Consider the following 21,073-nt stretch of genomic DNA (forward strand, 5'->3'; position numbering starts at 1 on the left):
TTTTTATTGAAAAAAATTTTATGCCAGTACACATATTTTCCCGAGAATTGGTTGAAGGGTTTTAGCCTAACTTTTTTAGATTAAATAAGTAAGCACTGATCATTGAAAATCTTTTGCTAATTATAAAATGATTATGGCTTTAAAATTGTACTGCCTTATTTATTTTCCTCGAATCGTAAAAGTTGTTTCCTGTGAGTGATTCACCATTCCCGCAAGATTCTCTGAAATAATTTTTACTTTCCCTTCATTGCCTATCATAAAGATGGACATCGTTTCAATATTTTAATGTGAAATAAAATACTAAGTGTTTTCTTTTTCTTCATGATCTTAACGCACACTCACTGTGCATATAGTTTTTTGAATTCTGGAATTGAGAGTTTAAATAATCAAAAATATTTTAGAGGGGTATTGAATAAATAAACCCCGGCTTAAACCGGGGTTTATAACTTACCGGATTCTATTATCTGAGCAGCAGCATTTTTTTAACTGATGAATAATTAGCTGTTCTCAGTTCATAAATGTACAGACCACTTGCTGCATTACCGGAATCCCATTTGTATTTATAGCTGCCTGCTTCGAGTTTTGAATTTACAAGTTCTATCACCTTCTGACCTAATGCATCGTAAATTGTAAGTTTAACATTCTCAACATCTTCAGGTAATGAAAATTCAATATTAGTACTCGGGTTGAACGGGTTTGGATAATTTTGTTCAAGCGAGTAACTGGCTGGTATTATATCAGCAGCAACAATCAGTTTATTAAGCAGATTATTTTCAACAAGAATTTCTTCTCCTGCACTGATTGTTGTATTAAGTATTTTACCAGTCTGATCTTTTATTTTAATACTTAGATTTTCAGTACGGACAGTTACAGGATAAACAACACCTGTCATCTCGATAGTCTGTTCTGAACCATTCAGATCTTCCGCAACTCTCTGACTGCTGAACCTTATATCAAATGAACCGGAAGGAGGTAAAGGAGGAAGTTGGTAGCTATTAAGGTCAATACCTGATCCGCTATTTCCTGATTTATCCGGAATGGTATATAACGTATAACTTCTCTGAGCAGCATCCGTGACTATAATTTTTCCCCAGCTGCTTCTGTCTTCCTGTTTTGCTACTGTTCCTCCGTCCAAAACTGTCGGAACATTTATAACTCCATTACCATTAACAAGTACCCAATACCCGTAACCGGGAACAAGGTTTGTAGGATTAAAATATGATCCGTTCCAACCATAGATCGTGTTAGGAACAATTAATCCGGAAGGAGTTGTTGTTAAACTTCCAACAGGAACCAGTTGATCGTAAGCACCAATCATATTCCAGCCTGTGCTTATAGCAATAGGATCGTGAGTAACAATCTGAATCCCTCCGGCCGGCCATTCATCACCGGTGTTATAAGTATTAGCCCCGGTGTGAAGCATCCAGTAACCTTGGGTCGGAGTTGTTAAAGTAACCGGAGAATATGAACCCGACCAGCGATAAACATCTGCGAGCAGATTTCTGTTTGGCCACCATGTATTCACGTTCTGATTAGTTGGATGCACCCCGGGAACGGAAACCATGTTCCATCCGTCTGTAACATTAACAGATAATTGGAAAGTTGTAGGAGCTGCACTCAAATTATCTGTCCATATTTGGGTTGCATTCTCATCCGTTCCTAAACCTGATGCAATGATAAGCTTCCATGTGTTACCGTCATTAACAGATCCTATTGATGAACCTAAAACAGGAGAAGGAACTTCACCTTGTTTTATCCATGTATCTGTAGCTGGTTTGTAAATGTAAGTTGGATTTGGATTCGCCGGTGACCACGCCGATGATGGACTTCCTCCTGTAACTATAACTCCATCAGTTCCCCATGTTGCACCGTCAAACCTGTACATCGATCCGGGAGGATATACAGCTTCTAAAATCCCTGCACTGAAATTTTTTCCTTTCGTATCACTCAGCATCTGAGCAAAGAGATTAAGCTGGTTTGATGACTCCGACTCTTTATTTAATCCGGGATAATCACTGGCTGTAATCCAGGTTATTGCCACTGGATTTCCAGCATCGATTGCACCGACATACACATCATCAGAAATCACGGTTTCATTTGCACCAGCTACATAAACAAGCTTATTTCCTGTTACAGAAAAAGCTCCACCGAATTTTGGTCCCGGCATTGAAGTACCTGCAGTCCAAGTATTTGCAGATACATCGTACACATAAACATCAGGGAGTATTGTGCTTGCAGAATTAACGCCTCCTGCGAAATAAATCCTGTTGTTATAACCTACAGCCTTTCCCCAACCAACTGCGATTGGCAATGGCGCAACTGTTGTCCACGAATCCAATGCAATATCATATCTATAAACTGTCGATTGATAAACACTTGACATATCAGAACCGCCGATTACATAAATGAAATCACCTACAAGTGCTGATGCGACAACTCTTCGACCAGATGGTAATAAAGCAATCGGAGTCCAGGTGTTAGTGGCTGCATTATATTTATAACATTCTGTACCGAGAGCTGAAGCCGTATTTCCACCGAATGAATACAGAAATCCTGTTGCTTCGGTAGTTGAAGTATAACCAACTCCTGTTCCGAGATAAGTAGTTGTTGGAAAGTCTGTTCCAGTAGTGAATGAACCGGTATAAACGCCGATTGATTTTGACATACAATCGTTAGTTACATCCTGATCAGTGCCTAATTGTGTACAGACATCAACACTATACTGACCAAGTGCGGCATTCCAGTTATCAAACGTAACAAGTTGTGTAGCATCGGCAGCTAAGTTTGAAACAGTTTTTGTGGAGGAATAACCGCCTGATATTGTCATCTGAACGTTGAATGAATTTGTTGATGTTCCATAATTTTTAACCGTTGCGGTTGGTACTACTGTTCCGGGATTCTGATTAGCTCCAACATCAACAGAAAGTAATCCAACATCATTTGCAAATACCTGGTAAACTTTAATGTTATCAATAAACAGATTATTACCAAAGGCACTGGTTGCTGTGAATTTTATCATATTCGTCCCTGGCGGCAAACTAAGATTTTGCGATGCCCACTGTGCAGCAGTTGGAACAAAGGAAGCGGTGGTGGCGCCGGCAGTGTTAAGTATACCCGATGTACCGCCTGGCATTGAAAGTAACAATGAATATGTAGATCCGTTATTGGTTGAATAGTAAATATCGAGTTGATCAACTTCATTTACATATGTTGCATAAGCATAATCGAATTTTAGCAGAGGCGCTGTAAATGCACTTATATCGAATTGAAGTGTAATCAGATCAAAAGTGGTAGCAGCCGGAATATCATAGAAGTTAGCAATGGCAGAAGCGAGTCCGTTACCATAACCGCTGGCTGCAGTGGTCCTGAACCATGTGTTTGCACCCGTTACTGACCAGCAGGCAGGAGGGAAAGTTGTTCCTTCAAATCCTTCTGTGAATGGCGCAGTTGTTACTTCACAAGGTGTACTTGCAACTGCTGTTAATCCCGGAGAATAATTTCCGAAACCATCATACGAAAATGCTCTGTAATAATATGTTGTTGAAGCTGTTAGTCCGGTATGGTTTCTTGGAGAAACTAAACCGTTGTATAACAAAGTGCCTCCCGCAAAGGGTTGACCAACCGCTGGCGGTACGCCGGCTGGTAAATCAAATACACCGGTATTGTTCCATACTATTACAACATTATGATTACTTGCGTTAGGTGCAAATGTTAAATCAATCTGAGTAGTACTGAATGGGGTTGCAGTAAAGGATGCCGGATTTGATACTCCTGCAAATGCAATTACTTGTGCTTCTATTCCATAACGCGCATCAATATCATCAATATCCGGTGTTCCTCCCGCTATACCAAAAGTATAAAAAGTATTTCCTCTCTGCGGAGTTTCATTAAACAAACCAAGAGGATAGTATTGAGCAGTACCTGCTGTTTGTGCTAATCCCACATAAAAAATTTCATTATTAAAATAAGCCGGAGTTGTGAAAACAAAATTTTTATTTGTTCCTAGATCGCCAGCCTGAATCACATAGTTTGCAGATTGAGCAACTATAGTTCCCGCACTGTTTAGTGCTACTGCATAAACAGTATTACCCGGGTTGGTTGCATAGTTATAAATAAATACGTTTGCCCCGGTTATTAATCCTTGTCCGTTCATATTATATTTGGCTGAAAAGATACCGGTGTTGGGATAAGTAAATCCATAGCCCCCGGGGCTTGTCAGACTATAACAATATGAGTATAAGTTATTGTTGACATTTGCCTGAATGGTTTTTGTGTTATTAACCGTCCAGTTTTCACCGGCAATGGCAGATGTCGTAACTACTATATTAACATCCTCTAATATCGTTGGAGAGTACCCTGTAAAATTAACTACGGTGCTTGTGTTGGCTGCTAAATTAGTGACAGACTGAGTCGAAGTAAAACGCACTACTGCAGTTTCAGCATCTCTGACTGTAACAGTTAAATTGAATGTTGTAACTACGGCAGATACGTTTGAAACTCTTACATCAATTGGTGTTGGAGTACCAAATGGAGTAGGCACTCTTTCCAAAGTATAAATGTTATCAACACTGACAATATCATTATAGTCATTAGTACCAAAACGGGTTGCTGGTCTCCAGTTTGAAGCAACAAGAGTAGTAGGTAATGCTGTTGTACTGCGCTGACCATAAAGTCCACCCGTTAAGGTTGTATTACAATAATGTACAACACCTGTTGAACCAATTGCAGAAGCAGAACTAAATTCCCAGGCTACATATACCCCACCACCAGAATAATTAAAAGTTGAACCGCCAGTGAATGGGATATCATAGTATCCAGCAGTAATTGGCACACTGAAACTGGCATTTGTACTTACCTGGGTAAATCCTGTTGTCGTCCAGGAAGTTCCGAGTGAATAAGTGACATCTGTAGTATTCATAAGATAGATATTTAAAGTTCCTGTCAGGTTTCCCACACCTGCGGTTGCAATCAAAAATCCTATGGAGTTTATTGCTGCACCATTAGGAAAACCACTTGCACTCATTTCAGTGGCTGTAATCAAATACTCGGTTCTTTGGTATCCCCAAAAATTGCTTGGAGCCCGGCTAAAACCGGAAGTTGACTGGTTTGTTGGTAACGCCCATACGGTTAATGCATCTGTTTCATTTAAAGAAACATATTCAGACGAAGTTGTTGATTCATATGTTCTGAATCCGTTGTTACCTTCAGTTTCAATAATTTGACCATAAGCAACAGCGGATAATATTAATATGAAAATTAAAAGTGAAAATAATTTTGAAGTTTTGTTCATCTCAATGACCTCTCAAGAATTGGTTATTAAATTAAGGCTTTGAACAAATCGTAAGGGAAAAGCTTTACAGAGTTCTACATAAAAATTTCTGTAAAGCTCTTAATTAAGAAAGACGGTTTGAGTAAAAATACTCATACTGAACCTCCTTTAGAGAGAATAGAATTAAGTTGATGAATAGAATTGTAAAGGAAAGCAAACTTTGAGACTGAGAATGAAAACTGTTTCAGAGACAGGATACAAAAACAGAAGACCACAATATCTCCACAGAAAAAAGGTATGCTAATTAAATAATTTTATTAACGTTAATTAAGTTTCCTTATTCACTCGGAATATTCACATCTCGGTCACGATCAAATTATAAAAACAATCCGATGCTTTTAACTAATTAAAAATTCTAAAAGGGAATGGATGACAACCCCAATGGAAAAACTAAGGGCGAGAATAATAATTTTTTACTGATGGAAAGTCAAATTAATAGTTGCGCAAAAAATTTATTTCCCAGATGAGATATTAAACTTTTTTTTATCAAACGATAGGCGGAAATGTATTTCAAAGAGATAGGTAGATTTTAAATTAAAGATAAAAATAAAAGTATCTTTTGGGCGGGAAAAAATCTAAAATACTTATAAAGCTATAACTTTCGAAATAAAATTAGTGTTACGATAAACTTAAGAATCTTTCTTAATTAAAAATTACTAAGCCTGAATATTCTTCCATAATCTGATTCAAAAATTAATTCAGCATTTTTATCAAGCCAGTCATACAACGTTTCATCATCATACCTGTTGAATGGCTCAGCGAAATAATCGGCTCCAAGCTCAATGTACTTTTTTATTCTTTCAAATCCTTTTGAATCATTGGGCAGCGACCAGCCTTTAACATTAGCAAGGTAAAAAATCCGCGGGTCTTCAAAATTATTAATACGATTTCCCCATTCACTTTGTTCTCTTTCATCAGCAACACTTCTGGCAATTATGAGATCTCCTGGTTTAACTATCTCTTTCAATTTGTTACCTATTTTAACTACTTCAGGTTCATAGTGAAATGATTGAGGATTTATTCTCAAATACATATGACCAAGATAAAAGACAAGAATCATTACTGCTGCAAATGATGGAAGAATTTTTTTAACCCGTCCCTCTTTCTCATTTAAAACCATATAAGCTTTACCTACAAGCCAGGCGCCAAAAAAAGCTGTAAACACATAGTAGTGAGAAGCCCCTCTATCAACAGTATATCTCATCGGAATAAAAATCGCTGCAAGGTTTCCGATAATTAATGCCCATTCAATCACACTTACTCTGCGTTTGATAACTAAATAAATGAATCCAAGTGTACCCAAAACTCCAAGCCCCCAGACAACTGATAAATAAATTATCTTTGCATATTGCACAGGCTGCATCAATCCTTTTAAAGTCGGGAATTTACTATCACCCGATAACACGCCGAAAGTATTTCCATACTGCTGATAAAGACTATTTGAAAATAATAAGTAAACTGTTGTAACTGCAACGATACTCAACCAGCTTAACCAAAGTTTTGGGGATTTTAATAACTGCCGGTAACCAAACAGAACAATGAAGAATTGAATTATTCCAAGATTAAGCGCCATAGGTTTTATTAAAGCTGATAGAATGCTGAACAAAACAAACAGTAACATACTTGAGTTTGATTTGTCATCTAAAAATTTTACAAAGAAATAAAATCCGATTACATAAAATAGTATACACATAGCATCAGGCATTACAGCAGTTGATAAGTGCATACCCAGATTGCTTGTAAGAAAAACTACTGATCCGGCTAAGGCTGCGCTTTCATTTTTTAATTTATATTTTACCAGTAAGAAGATTGTGATTGCGGTTAAAGCAATTACTAAAATGTTTAAAAGCTGACCCGGCAATTCTGTTTCACCTGTCACATACATTAATAAGGAAGCAGAATATGTATATAATTGAAATTCGCATTCAAGGTAACCGGGACCGTTACCGCCCCAATTAATCTGCGGATAAAAAATATTTTCTCCGGAATTGAAAAAGTTCCTTGCGATTGTTTGTGTATCTGCCTGACGCCAGCCAGCCCAATCCTCAACTACTGAATCAGGAATAGCAAAGATAATCTGAAGTGCTGACCAAAGTATTATAATTAAAAATAATACGTTTTTAATTTTGCCTGATGAATTAGTCATAGTTAGTGTTTAAAATTTATTGATGATTCATTTGTGAATATGAAGAATGAAAATAATTCTGCACATATTGAAGTATAATCTTATTCAGCAATAAAACGATTTCCGAATAGATTGACTTAGAACTGATTTAAACCAAATTTTTTTTATTTAGTCCCCGTTATTTCGCGGGAAATAATTGCAGCGGTTTGAGCAACGTATGGTTCAACAAGCATACCGCGTGGGGCAAGATCTAAATTATAAACCTTCAGCTCTCCTTTAACAACATCGCCCCAGCCGAATTTTGGATCGGGTTCATTGGAATAGCTAATAACAGGTCTTAACAGTATTGTTTTACCTTTATATTCGTTTGGAATATAATTCATCTGTGCTATATCATTGGCGTGTCTAACCCTGGAAGTCTTTGAAGAGTTTTCAGGAAGTACTTCAATATTTATTCCCACTTTACATGATATTGCATTTAATCTGGCTTTGGTTCTTCTTGTTGTTGTTTCAATCTTTTGTTTCAAAAAAACTTTTTTATCGGAACCTTTTAATGAAACCAAATTGTCAAAATGAAATTTTACATTTTCCAGTCTCTCCCTTGTTCTGTCAAGAAATGTATTTGTAATATTTCCGAATGCGGCATTATAAGTTTCGATCAGGAATAAATTATTTACCGCCTCTCCTTCACCAATCAAACGTTGAGCAACTTCAAATGCAATAGTACCGCCCATACAATATCCACCGATATTATAAGGTCCATGGGATTGAATACTTTTGATCGATTTAATGTAATCAACTGCCATCTCTTCAACTGATGCAGGAATACTTTCCGTACCGTTTAACCCTCTCGATTGCAAACCATATAAAGGTTGATCCTGGTCAAGGTGGTTTGCCAGTTCACGATATAATAAAACATTTCCTTCCGCACCGTGAATCACAAACAACGGAGTTTTATTATTTCCTTTTTTTATTAAAACGAGTGGTGACCATTTTTCAACGAAATTATCCTGTTTAACCAGCTTGGCTAATTCACTTATTGTCTGGTGTTCAAACAAAGTTACCAACGGCAATCTTATACCGGTCAATTTCTCGAGCTCATTAAACATTTGAGCAGCCAGAATTGAGTGCCCGCCTATTTCAAAAAAATTATCGTTTATACTGACCTGATTAATTTCCAGTACCTGTTTCCAAATTTCAGCAAGCTGCATTTCAAGTGTGTTGCGCGGTGAAACAAATTCATCCTCTTTATCAGCCTTCTCATTTTCGGGTAAAGGCAAAGCCTTCCTGTCAATCTTTGCGTTCGGTGTCAATGGGAACTTTTCCAATTGAACAAAGAACGACGGAATCATATAATCTGGAAGTTTTTCGCTTATAAAATTTCTTAAATCAGATTGATTTATTTCTACACCTGAACCGGAAATAAAATATGCTGCAAGTCTTTTATCAATCTTACCGTTCTGGTACGCGGTGACAACTGCTTCTTTTACGTGAGGATGTTGTGTGATAACATTTTCAATTTCACCGAGTTCAATTCTGAATCCGCGAATTTTAACCTGGTGATCTATTCGTCCTAAAAATTCAAGTTTTTTATCTACAGTGAGTTTGACAAGATCACCGGTTCTGTAAACCAATGAATTTTGATTTTTATCAAACGGATTGTTTATGAATTTTTCCTTTGTAAGATCATCTCGGTTTAAATACCCGATTGACAAACCATCCCCACCTATTAATAATTCCCCCGGCACTCCCGGTGCACAGAAGTGATTATTTTTATCAGCGATATAAAATTTTGTATTTGCAATAGGACGACCCAGATGCAAATTTTCTTTTCCCGGTTCAACTTTAGCACAGGATGACCATATAGTTGTTTCCGTAGGCCCGTACATATTCCATAGCGAATCAACTCTTTCGAGCAGTTTATCAGCCAGTTCTCGGGTTAAGGCTTCACCACCGCATAATGCTTTAAGATTTAATTTTTCATTCCACCCTGATTCAATTAATAATCTCCAGGTCGAGGGTGTTGCCTGCATTACAGTGATATTTTTTTTGAGCAGACTCAATAACATTCTGCCATCCAAAGCTTCAGCTTTTGATGCTATTACAAGTTGAGCTCCGGTAATAAGCGGCAGAAATAATTCTAAACCGGATATGTCAAATGATAGAGTGGTTATCGCAAGTAATGAATCATCTTTCGTAAGGCCGGGAACATTCTGCATTGACTGTAAAAAATTTACCAGGCTTTTATGAATGATTTGTACGCCTTTAGGATTACCTGTCGAACCGGATGTATAAAGTATGTAAACTACGCTGTCTTCAGATACAGGTTCATCTTTAAATTCAAACGCTTCTACTTTCTTATAATTTTCAAGATTTATAAGCGTACCATTGTAATAATCATATAGTGATCTTGTTGAGTTTTCAATAACAAGATGACTGCATTTTGAATCTTCAACTATAAATCTTAATCTATTCTGCGGGAAACCAGGATCGAGAGGAATATATGTAGCTCCCATTCTCATCAGACTTAAAAGTACAACAACCATCTCCGCCGAACGATTTACAGAGACGCCGACTCTATCGCCTTTTTTTATACCTTCATTTTTAAAGAGCGTACTCATTTTATCAATTTCAACTGACAATTGACTATAAGAAATTGCTGTGCTTCCGAAAATGATAGCGGCAGCTCCCGGAGATTTTTTTATTTGCTCTTTAACCAGATCGTAGGTTGTCATACAGAATCAGATTCCCATTATTAAAAATTCATTATGTCTGCAATTTCAGAAGGAGATAAAATTTTTATATCCTTCAAAGTAATATCAATATCTTCAGTTACCTGTTCCAAAATGTAATTATAATATCTGATATAATTTTCAACAGTCTTCTTAGAAAATAAGTCCGGATTATAATCACATTCAATAGAGCATTCGTCCTGAGAATTTACAAGATTGAAACCAAATTCAAACTGGTAGCCCGAAATCGGGTTTGCTAGAAATTCTGCTTCAAGTCCTGAAAATTTTAATCCCATTATCGCAGGATCAATATTAAACATTGTAGAAATCAGCGGAGCTTTGTTCGCACTTCGTTTTAATTTAAGCTTACCAATCAGATCTCCGTATGTAACCTGCTGATTGTCATAAGCGTCAAGCACTAATCCTTTTGAGTGTTTTAGATATTCACTGAATTTCATTTCAGGATTAATTTTAAATCTGATCGGAAGCAGGTTTGTACAATGCCCGACAAGATCATCGGCTCCAAGTACCTGTTGACCTGCTGCCGGTATTCCTGTGACAATATCTTCTTCCTGCGCGAGTTTATTTAATAGTAATGAGAATCCTGAAATTAAAGTGACAAACAAAGTGCTTCCTGATTTGGCACTTAGTTCTCTGACTTTCTTAAATAAATTTTTCTCTATTTCACCATTGATCCTTGCACCATTAAAAGTACGTACTTCAGGTCTGCTGAAATCTGTAGGCAGTTCACATTCAGCAATAGGTAAAGCAAGCTGTTTAAGCCAATAATTTTCCTGTTCTTTATACTCATTGGTTTTTTGAGATTCTTCGAGAAACGAAACAAATTCTCTCATCTGCATCGGTTGTGCCGGCGTGGTTGGTTTATGTTCCTCTTCTTCAGAATAAATTCTGCTTAAATCTTTTACCATAACATCATAGGACCACCCGTCACATATTATATGATGAGCAGTAATTATAAGCCTGTGATCAAGTTCGTTCAACCGGATAAGTTCTGCTCTTATCAAAGGACCATTTATAAGATCAAAAACTTTTGATGATTCTGAATTTATTTTTTCAGTGACTATACTGTCTCTTTGTTGATTATTTGTGAGATCAGTAAACACCAACTTAAATCGTGATTGTGAATTTACTATCTGATACTTTCCGTCCTGAGAGAAAGTTGTCCGAAGTGCCTCATGCCTTTCAATAATCTTTTCAAAAGCTTTTTCAAGATTTTCTTTATTTAATTTTCCTTTAAGTACAAGGTGCGATGATTCATTGAATGTACATGATGCTTTATCATTCATTAATGAGGCAACCCAAAGTTCTTTTTGAGCTTCTGTAAGAGGTATCTTATTTGTTCCTGATGAATGATCAACTAATGCAGACTGTTTGCTAATTTCCTGTGAACCAAGCGGTGCCGGAAAGAAACCATTATCCTGCAGTTCTATTATACTCTGCTTAATTACATCTATAATAAAATCAACATCAGCATCGGTATGTGCTTCTGAAAGAAATACCGGGAATCCTTCAAGTATATGCAATCCTTTATTTCTTAGAACATAGAATAGTAAACTAAAATATGTTAAGTCTTTTGGATATGAATAATAAAAGATAGAACTGAAGTTGATGATTTTAAGAGGCATATTCCTTGAGACTAAAAATTCATTCAGTTCTTTTGCAAGTCTTGCGGTTTTTTCACCTAACTGTTTTTGAACCTGACCGTTTTTTGCTTTAAGATAATTTAACGCTGTATATGCACCTGTGAGTGACAACGGGTGTCTTGCAAATGTTCCGGCAAAGAAGGTGACACCTGCTTCAGGGATTGAATCATCGCCATACTGCCACCAGCCGCCATCAAAAGCATCCATATATAATTTTTTGCCTGCGATAATTCCTATCGGAAATCCACCGCCGATTACCTTTCCATAAGTTGCAATGTCTGCTTTTATTCCATAATACTCCTGCGCTCCTCCGGGACCAACTCTGAATCCAGTTACTACTTCATCAAAAATAAGTGGAACGTTTGCTGCTTCAGTTATTTGACGAAGTTTGACCAGAAAATCTTTAGGTTGAAAATCAGGTCGTCTTGCCTGCACAGGCTCTACCATCACAGCAGCAATTTCAGGAAGTAATTTTTCAATTGTCTTGAGTGATTCTTCAGTACCAAATTCCAATACAATTGAGTTTTGAACATTCTCTCTCGGAATTCCGGGAGCTATCGGCATTGTTTTCAACTGATCATTAACAGCATTGGTCTTAACAAGAACTTCATCAATAATACCATGGTAATCTGCAGCAAAGAAAATAATTTTATCTCTTCCAGTTACAGTACGAGCCGCACGTATTGCACCAAGTACAGCTTCGGAGCCGGTGACACAAAATGCTGCTCTGTCCAGACCGGTAAATTCGCATATCAATTTTGCAACTTCACCCGCGATTGGAGACTGAGGTCCAATTTCGAAGCCACGGTTCATCTGTTCAACAATTGCGTCTTTAATAAACTTAGGATTATGACCGAACAAATACTGACCAAATCCCATTAACACATCGACATATTCATTGCCGTCTATATCCCATACTCTTGAACCTTGTGATCTTTCGGTCACAACCTGATATGTCATTTCCTTCCATATAGGTAAAAAGCCTGCAACTGTTCTTGGATCAGCGTAATGGCTTCTGTGCTGTTGTGTTAGGTTTTTTGATTTTATTGTTTTCCGGTTATAATCTTTAATAAGTTTATCAAGATACTTTTGCTGCTGATCTGTTAACGCCGCACCTTTTTTTGTTTCAATAGGTTTGTATGGTCCGAATCTTTCAAAGACTTTCTTTTCGGCTGTATCAGTTTTTTGCTGCGGCAGAACTTCAGGTTTGGCAATGGTTTTATCTACAGGTTTTTGTTCCGGATGTTTAGCAACTGGTTGAGGTATTGTCCGCATGACTTTGCCGCTGAGCATTTCGAGTTGTTTTTTCATTAGTTCAAGTTGTTCATAGACAAGTTTCTCAACTGAACCTTGTCCGACTATACTTCCAATTCCTGAAGATAAATCATCGTTCATAGCAGGGTCAATATATTCCTCAACTAATTCTTCAACGGGTTCTTCAATGACTACTTCCTGTTTGGGCGGTTCAAATTGTCCTGATGGTAATTTACCATCAATGAAATCAGCTATAGCTAAAATAGTTGGTGTGCTTTCCAGTAATTGTCTTAAAGTTATTTTAACATCAAACTTCTTTTGAAAAGCAAGGCTGACCTGCGTCATGAACAGACTATCAAAACCGAGTTCAAGAAAACTTTTGGATTCTACCAGATCAGTTTTTTTCATTCCTGAAAGATCAACGAGTATATCTTTCAGAATATCGATTATATATTCTTTTCTTTTCATACTGTTCGCCTGTATAACTTTTTTAATTGCAGGTCTTTTTACAACCTTTGTAACAGAATTCGAAATCTGTTTTGAATAATTATTTTTATCCTTTGCTTTTCCGTTTTTCGGAGGCTCAATCCAATAACTTTTCCTGTCGAACTGATAAGTTGGTAAATGTAATCTTCTCCTTTTCTGACCAGGATAAAAATTATTCCACGCAATTTTCATTCCAGCCAGCCATAATTTACCTATTGAGGATAAAATATTTGATTTATCATCATTAACTTCATCTGGCTGAGTCAGGGTTGTTATTGCAACTTGTTTCACATTATCATTTCGATGCTGACTTGCCATTGTTGACAACGCTCTGCCAGGGCCCAGCTCAAGTAGAACAAGATTATTTTTTTTCTGTAATTCTTTTATCCCATTAGAGAATCTTACAGGATTACTTAATTGTAAAACCCAGAATTGTTTATCAACAGCCTGTTCATTTGTTATCCAGGTTCCGGTCATACTTGATAGGAATGGCGCACTTGGATTGTTCAGCGTTATTTTATCAAACTCAATTGCAAAGGGCTTAAGTGCCGGTTCCATCATACTTGAGTGATATGCATGAGAAGTGAATAACAACCTGTTCTCGATTTTTGATTCAGTCAACTCTGATGAAAGTTGTTTTAACTTTTCTGTCTGTCCGGATACCACAACAAGATTTGGTGAATTTATAGCAGCAAGAGAAATATTTTCGTTTAAATATTTTTTGATTTGTTCTTCACCAAGCCTTACCGAAAGCATGCTTCCAGGTTTTTGCTTCTGCATTAAAGTGGCGCGTTTGGCAATGATATATAATGCATCGTCAAGACTAAAAACACTTGCAAGACACGCTGAAACATAATCACCCACACTGTGCCCAATCATTGCCTGCGGGTTTATTCCATAACTGATTATCAGTCGTGCGAGTGCGTATTCAATAATAAAAAGAGCCGGTTGTGTGTAAACTGTCTGTTCAAGTTTTTTAGCTGTTTCTTCGTGGTTTTCTTTCGGGAACAGCAGATCGCGTATATCCAGATCAAGTAATGGTATTAAATATTCAGCACAGTAATCAACTGTTTCTGCAAATATTTTTTCTGAACTATATAATCCCTTTCCCATATTAACGTACTGGGCACCCTGACCGGGAAACATAAACACAAGAAAAGGATTATCATTCAGGTTTACCTGACTTCTGTTCATTCCTGTTGAGAGAAGGTTCGTGAGTTCGCTTGCAGCATTATTTATTGATCCAGCCACAACAAATTGTCTCCATTCAAATTCCTTCCGTCCTGTCTGAAGTGTATAAGCTATATCGTTTATACCTTCTCCTGGTGAACTTTCAAAATATTTTTGTATTGAAAGAATATTATTCGTCAAAGCATTTTCAGTTTTAGCTGAAAACGGAATAATATATTTATCACTTCGCTCTTCGCAAGAAAAAGTTATTGAAGGGAACTCTTCAAGTATTGCATGTGCATTTGTTCCGCCAACACCAAAGGCGCTGACTGCTGCTCTCAGCGGTCTTTGTTCCTTACTAAGATCAGTAAGCTTATCCACCACATAGAATGGTGACTTTTCAAAATCAATTCGCGGGTTTGGTTTATTATAATGAAGCGTAGGAGGAATAACTTTATTATATAAAGAAAGTGCTGTTTTGATTAATCCTGTAACACCCGCGGCAGTATCCGTATGACCAAGATTACTTTTTACAGATCCGATTCCGCAGAACTGTTTTTCGACGGTTGTTTCGCGGAATGCTTTTTCAAGACTTGCGACTTCAATCGGATCGCCAACCGGTGTTCCGGTGCCGTGCGCTTCTATATATTTAATTGTAGAGGCATCAATGCCAGCCATCAACTGTGCTTTCCTTATTACTTCTGACTGACCTTCAACACTTGGAGTCATGTACCCGGCTTTATCTGCACCATCATTATTCGTTGCAACAGATTTAATAACTGCATAAACGGAATCTCCGTCTTTAATTGCATCTTTTAATCTTTTTAAAACAACAATTCCCGCTGCTGAACTGAATACCGTTCCTGTGGCTTCGGCATCAAAAGTTTTGCAATGACCATCAACAGATCCAATACTTCCCTCAACAAAAAAGTAACCTCGTTTCTGCGGGAAAGTTATCGAAACACCACCGGCAAGTGCCATGTCGCATTCACCTGACAGAAGATTTTGATACGCCTGACCAATCGCAACAAGAGAAGTTGAACAAGCTGTTTGTATATTGACTGCAGGTCCGCGCAAACCAAGTTTGTACGCAACTTTTGTGGTGAGGAATGAATTATCATTACCCGTAACTGTGGAATAATCTGATATCTGGTAGGAGTTAACAATTTCTTCCTGCTTCTCACGATCAGATAAAACATTATACATCAAGTAGGTACTTAAACTCGACCCGGCAAAAACTCCGACGGCACCTTTAATGTTGTCAGCGTTGTATCCGGCATCTTCAAGAGCTTCCCATGCAACTTCAAGAAATACTCTGTGCTGTGGATCCATTAAAGCGGCTTCTCTTGGATTGTATCCAAAAAATTCTGCATCAAATTTATCCGCATCCTCAAGCACCCCGCGTGCTTTCACAAATTTTAGTTCTGAACCGGTGCTACCTTTAGGAGTATATTCAAGCTCATCATCACTAAAGAAAGAAACTACTTCAACTCCATCAACAAGATTTTTCCAAAACTCCTTGAGGTTTAAAGATTTGGGATACCTTCCCGCCATTCCAATTATAGCGATATCGGTGTCACGATCTTTTTTGGTAATTAAAGTTTTGGAAATATTTTCTTCGTTACTACTTCCTTTTTTATTAGTAATAAACTTAGCAAGGGTTTTTATAGTAGGATATTGATACAGATCAACCAGAGAAAGATCTTCATTAAACACTTCATTAATTTTTATCTGAAGTCTTCCCATCAATAATGAGTGCCCGCCAAGATCAAAAAAGTTATCATCTTTTTGGACATTGTCATAACCAAGTATATTCTGCCATAGTATTACAAGTTTATTCTCTACTGCTTCTGTTGTTCCTGAATCCGAAGAATCAATCACTACCGCATCCTGGTATGTTCGGGTTTTGCTTCTGGGTTGAGTTACATTCACATCGAATTCAAAAAACTGTGAACTGTGTAATTCGTCCTCTGAATCAAAAAGTGGTTCTGGACTCACAATAACCTGATGCAAACCACTGCTTAGAGAATTTAAAAATGCCTTAAGTCCGTCTTCAGGAGCAATTGCACTTTCAAGCGCTTTCTCTTTCCATTTTTCAGTGCCCTTAAGCGGAACCAGATTTTTCAACTGACCAATATCCTTCCAGCCGGGCCAATTGATACAGAGTGTATGGAATTTGTGATTTGAAACTGAGTAATCGGTGTAAGAATCCAAAAATGCATTTGCGGAACTATAATCAACTTCTGCGAAAGGAGTAATTACCGATGTGACTGATGAAAACAATACAAGAAATTCAATCGGAATATTTTCCAGGATTTCATTCAGAATAATTGTTCCGCGTACTTTTGGATCGAGAACTTCATCAGCAGTTTCTTTTGTCTTCGCTAGCGCTATACCTGCTTTAACTATTCCTGCAGCATGGATTACTCCGTCTATTCTTCCATATCTTTTCAGCGTTTCATCAAAAACATTTTTCATTGCAGGTTTATCACAAACATCCGCAGTAAAAACTGAAACTTCAGCACCTGCTTTTTCCATTTCCAAAAGTCTGCTGATCTTCTGGTAAAGTAAACCAGATTCAGGGGAATTCTGCTCAAGCCAGTTTGTCCATTGTGATTTCAACGGCATCTCTGACTTTTGTGTGAAAATTATTTTTGCCTGATAATTTTCAGCAAGATATTTTGATATTGTTAAACCTATGCCGCCGGTTCCGCCAGTTATAACATAAACTCCATTTTTCCTGAGGAGATTTTTCTTATTTGAATCTGCATCAGTACCTGAAGTAATATTAATCGGTTTATATTCTTTTACGTATCTGATTTTATTTCGATAAGCAATAAATGGTTTTGAATGTGTAGTATTAAACTCATTCACAAATTGATTTAATAAATCCTGAGAATACGAGGATTGAATTTCTTCTAAGATAAAGTCGAGATTGAAGCTGGAAATGTTTGAAAATTCTTTCGGGAATACTCCGACCGGTCCCGTGATTAATGCATTGGCTGGGTATATTTCATCAGTGCTAACCACCTTATGTGTGTTTGTTGAATACACACCAATATTTATCCTTTGTGAAAAGTGATACTTAGTTAAAGATTGCGCTATATAGACAAGACTATAAAAACCAATATCATTAATTTGATCATCATCGGGATTCATCAAACCGGATTTATACTCCGAAATACACCAGCAATGAAGGATATTAATTTTAGAAAATTTTAATCCCGATAGTTCACTAAATAATTTTGAGTAATCTTCATTCTTGTGAGGATTGATTGTAAAACTTGAACCTGTTTTCTTATGGTAAACTTCACCTTTTTCAACCAGAACAATATTCTGTGAACGGTTTTGAATTTCATTTTTTAAACTTTCAGCAAATCCTGATTCGTCCATAAACAAAATCCAGAGAGCATCATCCGCTGCAATCTTATCTTCATTATTGCTGTCATTGCTCTCAACCCACTCAGGTACACTAAACCAATCGTTAAATTCTTTACGCTTTGATGGAGCGGGTTTATTAAAACTAATATTCTCTTTTATGGTATATAAATCATCTACCCAATAATTCTCCCTCTGAAACGGATATGTAGGAAGTGGTATCCTGCAGTGCTTTTCACCAACCTTGTATATATTTTCCCAATCAATGCTGACTCCTTTTAACCAGAGCTTACCGAGACAGCTTAATAAAAATCCATTATCAGATTGACTATCATAAGAGGCACGAAGTGTTGTAATAGTTACAGGGTTTTCAGCTTTCATCCTTTGGGGATGCTGCATAGCTAAAACGCTTAAAGTGTTTCCGGGCCCGATCTCAAGAAGAATACTATTTTTTATTTCCCATGCTTTTTCCAGCGCGTCACTAAATCTGGCGGTGCTATTGGCATGTTTACTCCAGTATCCTGGTTTTCGTATTTCATCTTCGGTTACCCAATCGCCAGTCAGGTTTGAAGTAAATGGAATGACGGGCTTATTTGCTTTTATATTTTTAAACTCCTTTTCAAAATCCTTCAGTATTGGATTTAAAGACTTTGAATGGAAAGCATGTGCGTTCTGGATATATCTGAATAGAACTTTTTTACTTTTTAATTCTTCCTCAAGAATTTTGATCTCATCTTCAGCTCCTGCAACGACACAAAGATTGGGCAGGTTGATTAATGAGATCGATAAGTTTTCAGATAGCAGCGGCAATATTTCTTTTTCTGGCAGATTAACCGCAAGCATCGAACTTTGAGGCAAAGAATTCACAAGTCTTGCTCTGGAAGCAATTAATTTTAATGAGTCCTCAAGACTAAAAACACCCGAAAGACAGGCGGCAACATATTCACCCATACTATGACCTATAATAGCATCTGGTGTAACACCGTAATGCATCAAGAGTTTAGCAAGCGAGTATTCAATTGTAAATAGTGCGGGCTGAGCAAAAAGGGTCTGATTTAATTTTTGCGTGTTAGTATCAGCTGATTTATCCACCCTGCTTGCAAGCATTTTTTTGAAATCTATCCCTTTGGAAGAATCAGAACTTTCGCGTTTAAAGTCTTTCGGATAGATGATCTCTCTTATGTCGATGTCAAGATATTTCTTTAGAATGTCAGCACATTTATCGACTTCGGATTTAAATATTTCAGAATTATGGTATAGGTCAAAACCCATACCTACATAGTGATCACCTATACCGGGGAACATGAATACTATAGGTCTCTTTGCTGAACTTTGAACTTTATCTGAAAAAACCTGCTTTGATTTTTCATCACTTAAAATATTGAGAAGTTCTTCTTTATTTTTTCCGATAAAAAATCTTCGATGATTAAAATTCTTCCTTCCGATCTGCAATGTATATGCAGTATCATCCAGATTAATTTCAGGGTGATTCAGATATGATTTGATGCTTGAAGTATAATCATTCAATGCAGCGTCAGACTTTGCTGATAGCAGAAATATTTTTGGAGACTCGGAGGAATCTTTCTTTATCTGTTGGGGCGCTTCTTCAATAATAACATGTGCATTTGTTCCTCCCATACCGGTTGACATTATTCCGGCTCTCAGAACGGATTCACTTTTCCACTCCGATAATTTTGTACTTACAAAAAACGGACTGTCTTCAAAATCTATTTCCGGATTTGGTTCTTCATAGTTAAGGCTTGGAGGAATTTTTTTATTCTTTAGAGCAAGTACAGTTTTGATAAGTCCTGCAATACCGGCGGCGACATCGAGATGTCCCACATTTGTTTTTACAGATCCGATAGCGCAGAAGTTTTTCTTATTCGTAAAATTTCTAAATGCTTTTGTCAGTGCAGCAACTTCTATCGGATCACCAATCGGTGTACCTGAACCATGAGCTTCAATATATGAGATCGATTCTGGATTAATATCGGCAACTGAAAGAGCTTCGGTGATGGCTTCTGCCTGGCTGGTTACACTTGGAGCTGTATATCCGGCCTTTTGAGAACCGTCATTATTAATAGCTGTCGACTTGATTACCGCATGAATTGTATCCCCGTCATTTATAGCATCAGATAATCTTTTTAACAGAACTAATCCAGCACCACTACCGAATACTGTTCCATTAGCTTTCGCATCAAACGCACGGACATGTGCATCCGGTGAAACAACTCCGCCGCCATCATAAATATATCCCGATACGTGAGGTACTTTGACTGAGACAGCACCTGCGAGAACTAAATCAGATTCCTGGTTGATAAGACTTTGACATGCCAGATGAACCGCAACTAGAGACGTTGAGCAGGCAGTCTGCACATTTACACTTGGTCCCTTTAAATTTAACTTATAGGATATTTGTGTACTGAGGAAATCTTTATCGTTGGCAATCAGAGTCGGTATATAATCTTCAATGAACATCGTTCTGAAAAAATCATTCATAAAGTATGTGTTCATTGCTGATCCGGTAAACACACCTATCCTTCCATTGTAACGTAAAGGATCATATCCGGCTTGCTCTAAAGTTTGCTGAGCGCATTCAAGAAGAATTCTATGCTGCGGATCCATCATCCTTGCTTCATTTGGAGTGAATCCAAAAAAGCGTGCATCGAATAAACCCGGATCTTTAAGAACCGGGGACGCTTTCACGTACTTCGGATTATTGATGAGTGATTCAGGTATGCCTGCATTCTTTAACTCGGCATCAGAAAAATGTCTTATCGACTCAACACCATTTGAAAGGTTATTCCAGAATTCATGTATATCACCTGCACCGGGAAATCTGCATGCCATTCCCACGATTGCTATGTCAAAAGGATTTTCAGAAAACCCGGCAGATGTATTTTCATTCTTTGTCATTTGTTCGGCATCAATGATT

The 21,073-nt window shown here is 37.3% G+C and carries 4 protein-coding genes; all 4 read right to left on the reverse strand.

All coding sequences use genetic code 11. From position 1 onward, the window contains the following. Positions 1–460: 460 nt before the first annotated feature. The 4 genes from IPM56_13935 to IPM56_13950 all read right to left on the reverse strand — a co-directional run bounded on the left by IPM56_13935 (position 461) and on the right by IPM56_13950 (position 21,054). Positions 461–5,290 (reverse strand): T9SS type A sorting domain-containing protein, encoded by a 4,830-nt coding sequence (locus IPM56_13935; GenBank protein ID QQS35337.1) that lies wholly within the window; start codon positions 5,288–5,290, stop codon positions 461–463. Positions 5,291–5,975: 685 nt separating this feature from the next. After that, complete coding sequence (locus IPM56_13940; protein QQS35338.1) at positions 5,976–7,475, reverse strand: glycosyltransferase family 39 protein; 1,500 nt, start codon at positions 7,473–7,475, stop codon at positions 5,976–5,978. Between the two features lie 143 nt (positions 7,476–7,618). After that, complete coding sequence (locus IPM56_13945; protein QQS35339.1) at positions 7,619–10,189, reverse strand: amino acid adenylation domain-containing protein; 2,571 nt, start codon at positions 10,187–10,189, stop codon at positions 7,619–7,621. Positions 10,190–10,209: 20 nt separating this feature from the next. Beyond that, positions 10,210–21,054 (reverse strand): aminotransferase class III-fold pyridoxal phosphate-dependent enzyme, encoded by a 10,845-nt coding sequence (locus IPM56_13950; GenBank protein QQS35340.1) that lies wholly within the window; start codon positions 21,052–21,054, stop codon positions 10,210–10,212. Positions 21,055–21,073 lie beyond the last annotated feature (19 nt).

The organism is Ignavibacteriales bacterium (genome assembly GCA_016700155.1).
In the GTDB taxonomy this organism is placed as follows: Bacteria; Bacteroidota; Ignavibacteria; order Ignavibacteriales; family Ignavibacteriaceae.

What these genes read in the sequence shown, in the direction of transcription:
- IPM56_13935 (QQS35337.1), bottom strand. Translation starts at nt 5,290, where the DNA reads ATGAACAAAACTTCAAAATTATTTTCACTTTTAATTTTCATATTAATA.
- IPM56_13940 (QQS35338.1), bottom strand. Translation starts at nt 7,475, where the DNA reads ATGACTAATTCATCAGGCAAAATTAAAAACGTATTATTTTTAATTATA.
- IPM56_13945 (QQS35339.1), bottom strand. Translation starts at nt 10,189, where the DNA reads ATGACAACCTACGATCTGGTTAAAGAGCAAATAAAAAAATCTCCGGGA.
- IPM56_13950 (QQS35340.1), bottom strand. Translation starts at nt 21,054, where the DNA reads ATGACAAAGAATGAAAATACATCTGCCGGGTTTTCTGAAAATCCTTTT.